The organism is Pokkaliibacter sp. MBI-7 (assembly GCF_029846635.1).
GTDB lineage: Bacteria > Pseudomonadota > Gammaproteobacteria > Pseudomonadales > Balneatricaceae > Pokkaliibacter.
In genome coordinates this window covers 1,330,727-1,344,247 of record NZ_JARVTG010000002.1, presented here as the reverse complement: position 1 = coordinate 1,344,247, position 13,521 = coordinate 1,330,727, and the positions used below count along the sequence as shown (strand labels likewise).

Sequence of the window (13,521 nt, the reverse complement as noted above, 5' to 3'; positions counted from 1 at the left end):
GCTGCTTGCTGGCCGCAACTGACAATAGCGCAGTGGTATCGCCACCCGCGATACCCATCGGTAAACCGTGGAGTACCCCCATGCAGACTTCAACTGCAGCCGCTATCCGTGAGTCCCTTTCTGCCAGCCAGCTGTTTCAGTCTTATCAGGCACTGATGCAGGCGGAACCACGCCTGCGTGCCCGTGAGCTGGCGCAGCGTCTGGGCGTCAGTGAAGGTGAATTGCTGGCCTGTCGTCAGGGCATTGATGCCTGGCAGCTGGAACCCGTCTTTCAGGACCTGCTGAATTCGCTGGAGGCCGTCGGCCGTGTGATGGCGCTGACCCGCAACGATCAGGCGGTTCATGAGCGTCACGGTATCTATAGCAATGTGAGTTTCAGTGGCGAAGGGCGGATGGGGCTGGTGCTCAATCCTGACATCGACCTTCGCCTGTTCATGCAGCAGTGGTACTGCGCTTTTGCGGTCATCGAGAATGACCGTCACAGCCTGCAGTTCTTCAGTCAGCAGGGTGTTGCCGTGCACAAGGTCTACCGTACTGAGGAAACCGACGGTGCTGCCTGGGAGCAGCTGGTCGAACAGTTCCGCCTGCCTGAACCCCAGCCGCTGACTTTTGCGGCCGCCACTGCAGCCATCCCGGTGGATCAGCTGCCAGAGGCTTTTGATGTTGACCGCTTCCGCCTCGACTGGGCCGCGCTGCGTGATGTGCACGAGTACCATGCACTGCTGCGCAAGCACCGGCTGAGCCGTACCCAGGCACTGCAGCAGATCGGTGATGACTGGGCCTGGCATCTGCCGACAGCGGCAGCGCAGCAGGCACTGACACTGGCCAGTCAGCGTCAGTGTGAAGTGATGGTGTTTGTCGGCAACGGCGGCTGTATCCAGATTCACAGTGGCCCGGTCAGCAAACTGCTGGAAACCGGCCCCTGGTTCAATGTCCTCGACCCTGATTTCAACCTGCATCTGCGGGTAGATCAGATTGCTGACATCTGGGCCATCGAACGCCCCAGTAGCGACGGTATCATCACCTCCATTGAATGCTTCAATGCCGCAGGCGAGTCCATCATGACCCTGTTTGGCAAGCGCAAACCCGGCCAGCCAGAGCTGACCCTGTGGCGTGACATTGTGGCGCAGGTGAAGCAAAGCCTGCACGCGGTGGTGGCATGAGGGCTGCGGCTAATCGGGCATTGAGCCGGTTTCTGGCAGGATTACCTGTGGCGGTTGCACTGTCAGCCAGCCTGACCAACGCAGCCCATGCTGCTGGCGTGGTCACCATCGGTGGCACGGTGACGGAAATAGTCTATCTGCTTGGTGAGCAGCAGCAGATTGTCGCGACGGACACCAGCAGCATCTATCCCGCTGACACAGAGCACCTGCCCAAGGTCGGTTATCAGCGCACTCTTTCCACCGAAGGGGTACTGAGTAAGCACCCAGACAAGATCCTGCTGACGCCGGCTGCCGGCCCGGCCAAAGTACTGCAACAGCTGCAGGACAGCGGCATCACCCTTGTCACTATTGATGGCCCGGATACGCAGGCAGGGATTGCCGCGAAAGTCCAGCAGGTGGCTGATCAGCTGGGCGTACCGGAAAAAGGGCAGGCGGCGGTGGCCAGGCTCAATCAGGGCTTTGCTGCTCTGAGCGTCCCGTCCGGCTGGCATCGCCCTCCGCGGTTGCTGTTTGTCCTGCAGATGGGCGGTTCGCCGATGATTGCCGGGCAGGGTACGGCACCGGACGCACTGTTTCGGATGGCCGGAGCTGTCAATGCGGCAGTGATGGATGATGAACAGCCCGTCAGGGGCTACAAGAACCTGACGCCGGAAGCGCTGTTGCTGGCCCGACCCGATGCCATTGTCGTGACCGATCAGGGGCTGAGTCGTCAGGGCGGTGACAGTGCCATCTGGAAACTGCCCGGGATGGCGGCCACCCCTGCCGCCAAAGCCGGTCGATTGCTGCATCTGGATGCCTTGCTGGCTCTGGGTCTGGGACCTCGCACACCTCAGGCCATCACCGAACTGCAACAGCAACTGGCAGGCTGGCAACCATGAACAGCCCGGTAGACCACCGTATCCCTCTGCCGGTACTGCTGGCGTTGTTGTTGCTGGTCAGTGTGTTCGCTCTGAGTCAGGGAGCGTACAACATTGGCTGGCATCAGCTGTTCAGCGCGCATCTGAGCGAGGCTGACTGGCAGATTCTGCTACAGGTGCGTCTGCCGCGGCTGATCATGGCGTTGCTGGTCGGTGCGGCTCTGGCCGTATCCGGTACGGTAATGCAGGCGCTGTTCCGCAATCCCCTGGCGGATCCGGGCCTGCTGGGCATCGCCTCAGGCGCCTCAGTCGCCGTAGGGCTGCTGATTGTGCTGCTGCCTGCGCTCGATACCTCGCTGATTCCGCTGCCGTTCTGGGCGCAATCCTATCTGCAAAGTCTGGCCGCCTTTAGTGGTGCCGTGCTGACCTGCCTGCTGATCTTCCGTCTGGCCAAGCGTCAGGGGCAGGTATCGGTACTGCACCTGCTGCTGGCGGGCATTGCCATCAACGCGCTGGCGGGGGCGGCAACCGGCCTGCTTACCTATATCAGTGACGATCAGCAACTGCGTGCCCTGACGTTCTGGGCCATGGGCAATCTCGGTGGCGCGCGCTGGCAGCAGGTCGCGGTAATGGCCACCCTGCTGATGCCCTCGCTGGCCTTTCTGCTATGGCAGTCGGCGAAGCTCAACGTGCTGCTGCTGGGCGAGGAAGAGGCAGGCTACCTCGGCATTCATGTCGAGCAGCTCAAACGCAAGCTGGTGGTGCTGACGGCCCTGTGCGTAGGCATCACCGTTGCCTTTGCCGGGCTGATCGGCTTTGTTGGCCTGATGGTGCCTCATCTGGTCCGGCTGATGCTCGGTGCTGACAACCGCATGGTGATGCCCTGCGCCACCTTGCTTGGTGCCAGTCTGCTGGCGGCGGCCGATACGCTGGCCCGGCTGCTGGTGATTCCTGCCGAATTGCCGGTGGGGCTGGTCACTAGTCTGCTGGGCGGGCCGTTTTTCCTCTGGTTATTGTTCAAATCCATGCGTGGAGAATCGTGATGCTGAGTGCTGATGATCTGGGCGTGACCCGCCCGGGTAAGGTGCTGCTGGCGGATATTTCCATGGCGCTGCATCCCGGTGAGCTGCTGATGGTGCTCGGCCCCAATGGCGCAGGTAAATCCACGTTACTGAAATGCCTGTCAGGGGCATTGCAACCGGATGTTGGGCAGGTCGCGCTGGACGGTGTAATGCTGCCTGAATGGCCGTTGCAGGAGCTGGCGCGCAAGCGTGCCGTACTGACCCAGCAGGTGCATATTCCCTTTGCCCTGCAGGTACAGGAAGTGGTGCAGCTGGGGCTGACACCCTGGCAGCTGTCGGCGCGTCAGCGTCAGCAACTGACCGAGGCGGCACTGGCCGACGTGGGCCTTGGCGACATGCACCGGCGCAATTATCTGCAGCTGTCAGGCGGTGAGCAGCAACGGGTGCAGGTGGCGCGCATGCTGGTGCAGCTGCGTGCGGACGGTGGCTCGTTGCAGGGTCGTTATCTGCTGCTGGATGAGCCGCTGGCGGCACTGGATTTACTGCATCAGCAGAAGGTACTGCGCCTGCTGCAACGACTGCGTGATCAGGGGCTCGGCATCCTCTGCGTTATTCACGATGTGAATCTGGCGGCACTCTACGGCGACCGCCTGCTGCTACTGCAACAGGGGCGAATGCGTTATATGGGGTCGGCACACGGCCTGCTGGAGGGAAGTCATATTGAAACAACCTACGGTGCGGATCTGATTGCACTGCGACACCCGGAGGCCGGTGTGCCGCAGTGGTGGTTCAGAGGCTAGTTATCACTGCCGCTCGTGAACACGCTCTTCCTGCATATTCACTCCGCCTTGAATCCACTACCCCGAAATACCCGCACGGCATCGCCGCGCTGCACGGCCTGATGCTGGCTCCAGCGTTGCTGTTCCTGCCGGGCCTGCTGCTCACTTTGCCGCTCAGCCAGTTTGTGTATCAGCAGCGCCCGGGCCAGTCGCTTGTTGGCGTGCTGGCTGCGTTCGCTGGCGATATGCACCGTCAGGCCGGTCTGTACATGAGTGGCCTGAATGGCCGACTCGGTTTTGTTGACGTGCTGCCCGCCGGGGCCGGACGCGCGACAGGCTTTGTAGCTGATCTGCTCGTCCATGTGCAGGTCATCCAGAGTATAAAGCTGGCCACTGAAAAACCAGTTCTTGCGTTTATGGCCGGGGCGATAGGGGCTTTCGCAGATCCATTGCATGGCGCCACTCCATTGCTGCGCCCATGACATGGCATCTGGCCCCGATGCATCTAGCCCTGATACTTCAAACAGGATGGATTTGAGGCAACCGGGCTTTTGCCCGGCAACACGTTCCAGCTCGGTCACGCTGATGGTCAGTCTGGCGGCCTGCTTTTGCAGCACTTCGGCAGCCAGCGCAACGGCACGGGCGCATTCATCCGGCCCCTGACCGGCGGAGAGTTGCAACAGAATCATGCGCTGCACTCCCCGTGGGTTTTGAATGTCAGCACTGGCTTGAGCCGGGCGACGACGTCGATCAACCCGGCATCCTGCAAGGCTTCGATGATCGACAGGCAGGGCTTGTAAGCCTGTGGTGCCTCATCGTACAGCAGGGTGCGGTCACCGCAGATCACCAGACTGCCGAAGGCGGTACGGTACAGCTCGTCACGGCTGTACTTGTGGCTCAGCCGTGCCTTGCAGTCACCCCGTTGCCATTTGCGACCAGCGCCATGAGCCAGAGAATACAGCCCGACGGCGGAGTCCCGCGGTTTGACCAGATAGGTGTGGTCACCCCGTGAACCGGGAATCACCACCAGACCCTGATCGGCCGGGGTCGCGCCTTTGCGGTGTAACCAGCCTGCCGTGCCGTCCAGTGTTTTGCTGCTGACCAGATTGTGGTTGATGTCGAACAGCACTTCGCCCTCAGCACGGATGGCCTGCAGAAAGCGTCGGGCAATCATTTCCCGATTCAGTTCTGCCCAGCGTACCGCCTGATCATGCTGTTGCAGGTAGTCGTCAAACCCGGCGCTCCCGGCGGCCAGCCCCTGATGGTTAAAGCGGCTGACATGCTCGGTCAGGATGCGCTGGCCGAGGCCACGGGAGCCGGAATGCACCAGCAACAGCAGGCGTTTGCGTTCAAGCCCCAGCGCCTCCAGCGCAATGCTGTCGAAGACGTCATCAATGGCCTGAAACTCGGCGAAGTGATTGCCGCCACCGATGGTGCCAAGGGAGGAATCAAACGCATCGCAGTGGATGGCCTGATCCTGCTTGCGTTGCTTAAGCAGATCGCTCCAGCTGTCATCCAGCGGTTGCTCGACGTCGTCCAGTCGCTTGCTGAGCTTGTCGATATTGACCTTGTGCAGCGGCAGGTCGGTTTGCCACAGGCCCATGCCGCAGCCGATGTCATTGCCGACCAGCGCAGGGTAGATGTGGCCGACGCTGAAAAAGGCCGCACCGACCGGATAGCCGCGCCCGGGATGCAGATCAGGCATGCCTGCGACTCTGTGCATGTGAGGCAGTTCGGCGGTTTTAAGCAGTTGTTGAATAGCTGTGCCTTCCATCCAGGTGTCGTTGGAGGCGATCAGCGAAACACGATCAGATAACAGTTGGACTGAATTGCCCATGTCACCCATTCCTTTTGCAAAGAGTGAATCAATAAGGTGTGGGCAGGTCAGTGCGACCGGGCGGGCTGGTTATACCAGTGATAGTAAGCGGGAAAAGAGGGGCTGGAGAATCAGCTGCTTACCGGCCGCGACCTGCGAAGGATGAAAGCGTTGTATGAGTCATGGTGTGTCCTCCTTGGTCAGCGGGGTGGATAAAAAGTGTGCGCATGGTAAGGGCATAACCACGCCGGTGCAAGTAGTCGTAGTGGCTGATCTTACAGGGGGCGAGTGTGCGGGTACCCACCCCTGCGGGCGGGCTGGTGTATTTTTGGGGTAGCGCCACCATGGCCGAAGTAGCGCCTTATTTATCGGAAAAAGTACGCAAAATCTGCAAAAAGCCGTTCAGGATGGGGGATGTGTCGCCACGGCGATACATGCAGATCAGTTCGATGGAAGAGTTAATCGTTTCACCCCGGGAAATCAGCGGTTTGTAGACCACGCCGGGTAAGCGCAGGTTGCTGGCCGCACGCGGCAGAATGCTGATCCCCAGCCCGCCTGCTACCAGTGCTACAGCGGTCGTGACATCGGTGACTTCCTGCGCGACTACCGGGGTTGCATCGTATTCGTCAAACAGCTTGAACACCTGCATCACCAGACTGCGGCGTACACCACGCGGATACAGAATCAGCGGCTGCTGCAGAATCTCTTCCATACGGATGCTGTCGGCGTCGGCCAGCGGATGGGTATCGGCCATCGCGATCATCAGCGGCTCCGTGCGCACATATTCCTGCTCAATATCGGGCTCGGCGGGGACCAGCCGGTTGAAGCCCACCGTCAGCCTGCGCTCCCGTAACGCCTGAATCTGCATGTCTTTATCCATTGGGTGCAGTGCGACATTGACGTCGGGATAGCGGGCCGCGAACTGCTTCAGCACCTGCGGTACCAGATCGAGTATCGACGAGCCGAAGATGCCGATGGCCAGCGTCCCCTGCTGGCCCTGTGACAGCAGGCGTGATTCCCGCGCTGCCGCCTGCAGCTCACTGACGATGCGCAGGGCGTGATGGTAGAAGTTGCGTCCGGCTTCGGTCAGATCCACCCGTTTGGAGCTGCGCTCGAACAGCATCGCCGGGATGCTGTCCTCCAGCTGCTGAATCTGTCTGCTCAGGGCTGGCTGGGTGATATGCAGCCGCTCAGCCGCGCGGTTGAAGTTCAGCTCTTCCGCCACCGCGATGAAATAGCGTAGCTGGCGCAGTTCCATAGTCTCTCCTCATGCCCATGCTGCAGAATGAATGATGCCTAAAAGGCATTGCTTGGTAAGAAAACAGCATTAGACGGCATTGTTGATTGTTTTTAACGTAGCTTAACAGGCGAAAACAAGCGGGCAATCCACCCGACAAAACAATTAACCATCTGTGTCGTTCTGCCCTGACAGGGCGCACGACGAGGCCGTTGCCATGAAGCAAGCACTTCCCTTTGATCAGCTGAGTGACGAGCTGTACCAGTCACTGCGCAAGGCTGAAGCCATTTCTCCCCTCAGTGAACGTTTCCCGCAGATGACGCTGGTGGATGCCTACCAGTTGCAGCTCAGCGTGCTGGCACGCCGTATCGATGCCGACGGAGAACGGGTTATTGGCAAGAAAATCGGCGTGACCAGTCAGACCGTGATGGATCTGCTCAGGGTGGATCAGCCGGATTTTGGCCACCTGACCTCTGCCATGCTGCGTGATGACGGTGCTGCCGTGGCGGTCAGCGAACTGATCGCTCCCAAGGTCGAAGGTGAGCTGGCCTTTGTGCTCAGGCACGACCTGTGTGGCCCCGGCGTGACGGTGGCGGATGTGCTGCGAGCGACCGAGTTCGTGATGCCATGCATTGAGATCGTCGATTCACGGATTCAGGACTGGAAAATCCGCATTGAAGACACCGTGGCCGACAACGCCTCATCGGCGCTGTTCGTACTGGGCGATACCGCTGTCGATCCGCGCAATATCGACCTGTCTGTGGTGGGTATGACCCTGGAAATGAACGGCGAAGTGGTCGCCACCGGGGCAGGTGCGGCAGCACTTGGCCATCCTGCCAATGCTGTTGCCTGGCTGGCTAATACGCTCGGGCGCCTGGATATGAGCCTGAAGGCGGGCGAGGTCATTCTCTCTGGCTCCCTCGGCACCATGCTGCCGGTCAGGGCGGGGCAGAACGTTCGGGTCAGTATGGGCGGCATGGGTTCCTGTGCTGTGCGTTTTGTGTAAGGAGTACTGCAATGAGTCTGAATCAAGCCACTCTGAATCAAGCAACGATCAGTCAGCTGGCCCGTCATCTTGAAGCGGCTGAAATGGAATGCCGTGACGTCGTCAAGATCACCGATGACTACCCCGATATGAGCTGGGATGACGCCTATGACATTCAGGATGCCATTCGCGCCATCAAGGAGCAGCGTGGTGTGCGAATCGCCGGGCTGAAGATGGGCCTGACCTCCCACGCCAAGATGAAGCAGATGGGGGTGACCACTCCCATTCACGGCTTTATCACCGATTACGGCAGCATTGCGGACGGCGGCGTGATCGATACTGCCAGCCTGATCCATCCCAAGGTGGAAGCCGAAATCGCCTTCGTTACGCGAGCGCCGCTGTCCGGCCCCGGCTGCAGTGTTGCTGCAGTGCTTGCCGCTACTGACTTCATCCTGCCAGCAGTAGAGGTCATCGACTCTCGCTACAAGGACTTCCGTTTTGATCTGAAGAGCGTCATTGCCGACAACACCTCGTCTGCCCGCTATGTGCTGGGCGGCAGTCACCGCAATCCCGAAGGCATCGATCTGAAAAATCTGGGCGTGGTGATGTACAAAAACGGCGAAATGGTCGCTGCTGCCTCGGCGGCGGCGGTGCTTGGTCATCCGGCCCAAAGTGTGGCCATGCTGGCCAATATGCTCGGCAGCCGGGGTCGCCATATTCCGGCAGGCACCCTGATTCTGACCGGCGGTGCCACCGAGGCCATCAGTGTCGCAGCAGGCGATGACATCACTGTGCGCTACCAGCATCTGGGTAGCGTTTCCATGCGTTTTATCTGACGGAGGTAGCACCATGCCCATCATGCAGGTTCATCTGATTGAAGGCCGAACGGAAGAGCAGAAGGCGAAGCTGATCGCCGCCCTGACTCATGCGGCGGTGGAGTCCATCGGCGCGCCGATCGAGTCCGTGCGGGTCATCATCCATGAGATTCCCAATACCGATTTTGGCATCGCGGGCGAGACGGCCAAGCAGCGCGGGCGGTAGGCACCGGTCTGCGGTTGAACCGCTCTTCAGTTCGGATTCGAGAAAAAATACAAAGGAGATTCCATGAACGCCGCTACTTCACCATCGGGCCTGGCACAACAGAAAGTGGCCATCATCGGCTCGGGCAACATTGGCACCGATCTGATGATCAAGGTACTGCGCCACGGCAAGCATCTGGCGATGGGAGCCATGGTGGGGATTGACCCTGCTTCTGACGGGCTGGCGCGGGCCAGCCGCATGGGCGTGGCAACCACCGCAGACGGTATTGAGGGGCTGCTGGCACTGCCGGAATTCAGCGATATCCGCATCGTTTTTGATGCCACCTCGGCATCGGCCCATGCCCGCCACAATGCCTTGCTGCAGCAGCATGGTATTAAGGTGATTGACCTGACACCGGCGGCCATTGGCCCCTATGTCATCCCTGCCATCAATATCGATGCGGAGCTGCAGGCACCGAACATCAACATGGTCACCTGTGGCGGGCAGGCGACCATCCCCATGGTGAGAGCGGTGGCGGATGTCGCCGCGGTGCATTACGCCGAGATCATTGCCTCCATCTCCAGCCGGTCGGCTGGCCCCGGCACCCGCGCCAATATTGATGAGTTTACCGAGACCACCAGTCAGGCCATCGAAAAGCTCGGTGGTGCCCGCAAAGGCAAGGCCATCATCGTCCTCAACCCGGCAGAGCCGCCGCTGATCATGCGTGACAGCGTGTTTGTACTCAGTGACATGGCGGACACCGCGGCCATTGAGCGCAGCATTGCCCGCATGGTCGACAGGGTACAGAGCTATGTGCCGGGCTATCGCCTCAAACAGAAAGTGCAGTTCGAGGAGATTACACAGCCGGTCAACGTACCGGGTATCGGGCCGACGACAGGCCTGAAAACTTCGGTATTCCTCGAAGTGGAAGGCGCCGCACACTACCTGCCTGCCTATGCAGGCAACCTCGACATCATGACCTCGGCGGCGCTGGCCTGTGCTGAACGCTTTGCTGCCGGTGCCGGAGTACGTTCGTGACAGGCTGTGTCCATCGCATCCATGACCTGACCCATAACGCCAGTTTCGAGGTGCCGGAAGGCAAGCCGCTGCTGCGAGGGATGGAGCTGACGGGTCAGCAGTGTATTGCGGTGGGCTGTCGCAACGGTGGTTGCGGCATCTGCAAGATTCGCGTGGTGTCCGGTGCTTTTCGCTGTGGTCGTATGAGTCGCAGTCAGATCAGCGAGCGCGAGCAGCAACAGGGTACGGTACTGGCCTGCCGCATCATTCCGCTCAGTAATCTGGAAGTGGAGGTGCTCGACCCTGACGGCCATTGCCGTGCAGGGCAGGTCTTGGCGAACTGACAGGAACGGGCGGCCCTTCGGCAAATACCGCCTCGCAAAACACATAACAAGTACAAAAAGGTGAACCTATGAAAAAAGGCATTCTTCGTCCCGGCCATGTGCAAATCCGCGTGCTGGATATGGCTGAGGCACTGCAGCATTACGTCGATCTGGTTGGTCTGGTGGAAACCCACCGTGACAGGCAGGGCCGTGTCTACCTCAAAGGCTGGGCGGAGGTGGAGCGTTTCTCGGTGGTGCTGGTGGAGTCGGACAGTCCGGGGATGGACTTTATGGGCTTCAAAGTCATCGATGAAGCATCGCTGCTGCAGCTGACGGAAGACCTGATTGCCTATGGCTGTCAGATTGAGCACATCCCGGCCGGAGAGCTGGATTTCTGTGGTCGCCGGGTACGCTTTCAGGGACCGTCGCAGCACTGGTTTGAGCTCTACACCGACAAGGAATACACCGGCCGCTGGGGTGTTTCGGCGGTGGCGCCCAACCCCTGGCCGATGGGGCTGAAAGGCATGGGCGTGCAGCGTTTTGACCATTGCCAGCTGCATACCGGTGATCTGCATCTGACCGTTAAGCTGTTTACCGAGGTGCTGGGCTTCTATGTGACTGAACAGGTACTTAATGATGCCGGCGAACATGTGGCGGCCTTCATGTCGCTGTCGTACAAAGCACACGACATTGCCTTTATCGGTGACGGCAAGTTTGGCCGCTTCCACCACGCCTCGTTCCTGCTGGAAACCTGGGAGTCGCTGCTGAAGGCAGCCGACATGATCAGCATGACCGATACCTCCCTGGATCTGGGGCCAACCCGCCACGGTATTACCCATGGCCAGACCATCTACTTCTTTGATCCGTCCGGCAATCGTACCGAAGTGTTCTGCGGCGGTGACTGCCATTACCCCGACCAGAAACCCATCATCTGGCATGAGAAAGATCTCGGTAAGGCCATCTTCTTCCATTCCCGTGTGCTCAATGAGCGCTTCCTGACGGTGTTGACCTGACCTCCTGTCAGACCGCGCCAGCTTCATACAGGGCGGCCCTGCCGCCCACTTCTACCAGCAAGGAATGAGTCATGGACAAGAAACTCTATATCTCCGACGTGACGCTGCGCGATGGCAGCCATGCGGTTCGGCATCAGTATTCTATTGAGCAGGTGCAGGCCATCGCCCGGGCACTGGATAAAGCACGGGTCGACAGCATCGAAGTGGCTCACGGAGATGGGCTCAACGGCTCCAGCTTCAACTACGGTTTTGGTGCCCACAGCGATGTGGAGTGGATCGAAGCAGTAGCGGCGGTGGTCGAGCACGCCAGAGTGGCCACACTGCTGTTGCCGGGCATCGGCACCACCCACGATCTGGATGCGGCGTACCGTGCCGGCGCCAGTGTGGTGCGCGTGGCGACCCATTGCACGGAGGCGGATATTTCCCGTCAGCATATTGAGCACGCCCGCAAGCTGGGAATGGACACCGTGGGCTTCCTGATGATGAGCCATATGATCAGCCCGGCTGAACTGGCGCAGCAGGCGAAGAAAATGGAAAGCTACGGTGCCACCTGTATCTATGTGGTGGACTCCGGTGGCGCCATGCTGATGAACGACATCCGTGATCGCTTCCGTGCCCTCAAGGATGTGCTGCTACCTGCAACCCAGACCGGTATTCACGCTCATCACAATCTCAGTCTGGGCGTGGCCAACTCCATCGTAGCGGTGGAGGAGGGCTGTGACCGTATTGATGCCAGCCTGTCCGGCATGGGCGCCGGTGCCGGTAACGCGCCGCTGGAAGTGTTCATCGCGGCGGCGGAGCGCCTTGGCTGGCACCACGGCACCGATCTGTATGGCCTGATGGATGCGGCGGATGACATCGTCCGGCCACTGCAAACCCGTCCGGTACGGGTTGACCGTGAAACACTGGCGCTGGGCTATGCCGGTGTTTATTCCAGCTTCCTGCGTCATGCCGAGCATGCCGCCAGCCAGTATGGCCTCAAGGCAGCCGATATTCTGGTCGAGCTGGGGCGGCGCAAGATGGTGGGAGGGCAGGAAGACATGATTGTCGATGTTGCACTCGACATGCTCGATAAAGCCAGCTGAGCGGACTGCGGAGAAATCGACCATGAACAATAAAAACAACACGATGGCCGCTGTACCCGGGAATGTCGCCGAAGCCGCCGCACCACTGCCGGCAGGGCAGACCTCGCCGCACAGTGCTGTGCTGCGGCGCGGCGTGTTCAGTCTGGCGGGCTGCCTGCTGCTGGCACTGGGGCTGATCAGTTGCTTCAGCAGTGCCGACTTTGCCAGCTGGGTCAGCTATTACCTGGTGGTTGCTGTGCCGGTACAGATTGTGCTGACCATGGTGTGGCAGACGGCCTATCCGCAACGGCTGGCGGCGCTGCCACAACCGGCGAAAGGGCTGGCGCTGACACTGCTGACCGTGCTGCTGTGGCTGCAGACCGGGGCACTCTGTCAGCCAACCCCGTTCTCGGTGATGTACGCCATCATGTCCGTTGTTGCCACCTTCTGGCTGGTGATCGTCTGGCGCTGCTGGCCGTTCTCCGCACTGTTCAGCAAGCCCTTAGTGCTGGGGTTGGCCATCTGGCTGACAGGGTACGGCGGCGGTTATCTGCTGTTCAGTCTGTTGTTTGATTTCTCCGCCATGGCGGGCGCGCCTTTCTACCAGCAGGGGCTCGACCCTCAGGGTACCTTTGCTGCGTTCGACAGTCTGGCATTTGCCGTCACTACGGTTGCGGTGATCTTCGCCCTGGTGTTGTTGGATTTCTGGCCGCTGAGCCGGCTGGCCCGGATACAGCAACAGCCGCTGCAGGGAGGAGTGAGCCGCTCCGTGTTGGTACTGCTGCTGGCTGCATTGCTGTATCTGTGCGGGGTGTGGGCAGGGACGCTGGAGCCGGTGGTGTTTATGGTTTGGGTCGCTATTGGCCTGTTGTTTGGCGCACTGGTGCCGCTGCTGATGTTCGAGGGCAGGCTGTTCAGCACATGGGGTCAGCCCCGGCAGGGCTTCGGTCAGCTGCTGCTGGCGGTGATCGTCGGGCCGTTACTGGCGTTACTGCTATGGCAGATGACGCCGCTGGTGTCCGGTGTGCTGCCAGCAGGGGCGCCGGGTTATGACCATGAGTTGTGGCTGGCTTCCACTCTGCTGGCGGTGACGTTTCCGCTGATGGTGGCCCATAGCCAGTTCTTTGCCTTCTGGCCGCTGCCACGACCCTGACAGACAAGGCCCTCACCTGATAGCAACGCTGTTCACATGTTAGTCACGCCGATCCGGTTCCCGCCTGATCGG

General features: G+C 60.2%; 15 protein-coding genes. 12 read left to right on the top strand and 3 right to left on the bottom strand.

Features of this window, described 5'->3' with window-relative positions:
• Nucleotides 1-80 precede the first annotated feature (80 nt).
• Genes QCD60_RS25805 through QCD60_RS25790 form a run of 4 tightly spaced genes read left to right on the top strand, consistent with a single transcriptional unit; the run spans nt 81 to nt 3,842 of the window.
• Nucleotides 81-1,163, top strand: coding sequence for a ChuX/HutX family heme-like substrate-binding protein (locus tag QCD60_RS25805; protein WP_279789837.1), 1,083 nt, complete (start codon nt 81-83; stop codon nt 1,161-1,163).
• Nucleotides 1,164-1,210: 47 nt separating this feature from the next.
• Nucleotides 1,211-2,041, top strand: a complete 831-nt coding sequence (locus tag QCD60_RS25800; RefSeq protein WP_279789834.1) for an ABC transporter substrate-binding protein — start codon at nt 1,211-1,213, stop codon at nt 2,039-2,041.
• The gene (locus QCD60_RS25795; protein WP_279789832.1) at nt 2,038-3,063 is read left to right on the top strand and encodes an iron ABC transporter permease; all 1,026 of its coding nucleotides are present in this window, start codon (nt 2,038-2,040) and stop codon (nt 3,061-3,063) included. Before QCD60_RS25800 ends, QCD60_RS25795 begins: the two co-directional genes overlap by 4 nt.
• Nucleotides 3,063-3,842, top strand: coding sequence for a heme ABC transporter ATP-binding protein (locus tag QCD60_RS25790; protein ID WP_279789830.1), 780 nt, complete (start codon nt 3,063-3,065; stop codon nt 3,840-3,842). The genes QCD60_RS25795 and QCD60_RS25790 overlap by 1 nt, the downstream gene beginning before the upstream one ends.
• A 38-nt stretch (nt 3,843-3,880) precedes the next feature.
• On the opposite strand, the gene prfH is transcribed toward QCD60_RS25790, so the two are convergent.
• The 3 genes from prfH to QCD60_RS25775 all read right to left on the bottom strand — a co-directional run bounded on the left by prfH (nt 3,881) and on the right by QCD60_RS25775 (nt 6,895).
• Entirely contained in the window at nt 3,881-4,510 is a 630-nt protein-coding gene (gene prfH, locus QCD60_RS25785; protein ID WP_279789829.1) for a peptide chain release factor H, read from the bottom strand.
• The gene (locus QCD60_RS25780; RefSeq protein ID WP_279789827.1) at nt 4,507-5,658 is read right to left on the bottom strand and encodes an RNA ligase RtcB family protein; all 1,152 of its coding nucleotides are present in this window, start codon (nt 5,656-5,658) and stop codon (nt 4,507-4,509) included. The genes prfH and QCD60_RS25780 overlap by 4 nt, the downstream gene beginning before the upstream one ends.
• A 340-nt stretch (nt 5,659-5,998) precedes the next feature.
• On the bottom strand, nt 5,999-6,895 hold the full coding sequence (locus QCD60_RS25775) for a LysR substrate-binding domain-containing protein (RefSeq protein ID WP_279789825.1): 897 nt from the start codon (nt 6,893-6,895) through the stop codon (nt 5,999-6,001).
• Nucleotides 6,896-7,091: 196 nt separating this feature from the next.
• Here QCD60_RS25775 and QCD60_RS25770 point away from each other — a divergent pair, with 196 nt between their 5' ends.
• From QCD60_RS25770 to QCD60_RS25735, 8 genes are all read left to right on the top strand, one after another.
• Entirely contained in the window at nt 7,092-7,880 is a 789-nt protein-coding gene (locus tag QCD60_RS25770) for a fumarylacetoacetate hydrolase family protein (protein ID WP_279789822.1), read from the top strand.
• An 11-nt stretch (nt 7,881-7,891) separates the two neighbouring features.
• Entirely contained in the window at nt 7,892-8,695 is an 804-nt protein-coding gene (gene dmpH, locus QCD60_RS25765) for a 2-oxo-3-hexenedioate decarboxylase (protein WP_279789820.1), read from the top strand.
• Between the two features lie 13 nt (nt 8,696-8,708).
• Entirely contained in the window at nt 8,709-8,900 is a 192-nt protein-coding gene (locus QCD60_RS25760; RefSeq protein WP_279789818.1) for a 2-hydroxymuconate tautomerase, read from the top strand.
• Between the two features lie 63 nt (nt 8,901-8,963).
• Entirely contained in the window at nt 8,964-9,917 is a 954-nt protein-coding gene (locus QCD60_RS25755; RefSeq protein ID WP_279789816.1) for an acetaldehyde dehydrogenase (acetylating), read from the top strand.
• Complete coding sequence (locus QCD60_RS25750; protein WP_279789814.1) at nt 9,914-10,240, top strand: 2Fe-2S iron-sulfur cluster-binding protein; 327 nt, start codon at nt 9,914-9,916, stop codon at nt 10,238-10,240. The genes QCD60_RS25755 and QCD60_RS25750 overlap by 4 nt, the downstream gene beginning before the upstream one ends.
• Before the next feature lie 68 nt (nt 10,241-10,308).
• On the top strand, nt 10,309-11,232 hold the full coding sequence (locus QCD60_RS25745; protein ID WP_279789811.1) for a catechol 2,3-dioxygenase: 924 nt from the start codon (nt 10,309-10,311) through the stop codon (nt 11,230-11,232).
• Nucleotides 11,233-11,303: 71 nt separating this feature from the next.
• Nucleotides 11,304-12,317 (top strand): 4-hydroxy-2-oxovalerate aldolase, encoded by a 1,014-nt coding sequence (gene dmpG / locus QCD60_RS25740; RefSeq protein WP_279789809.1) that lies wholly within the window; start codon nt 11,304-11,306, stop codon nt 12,315-12,317.
• Nucleotides 12,318-12,339: 22 nt separating this feature from the next.
• Nucleotides 12,340-13,449 carry a hypothetical protein gene (locus QCD60_RS25735; protein WP_279789807.1) on the top strand — a complete coding sequence of 370 codons (1,110 nt, stop codon included), beginning with the start codon at nt 12,340-12,342 and terminating at the stop codon, nt 13,447-13,449.
• The last annotated feature ends 72 nt before the right edge of the window (nt 13,450-13,521 follow it).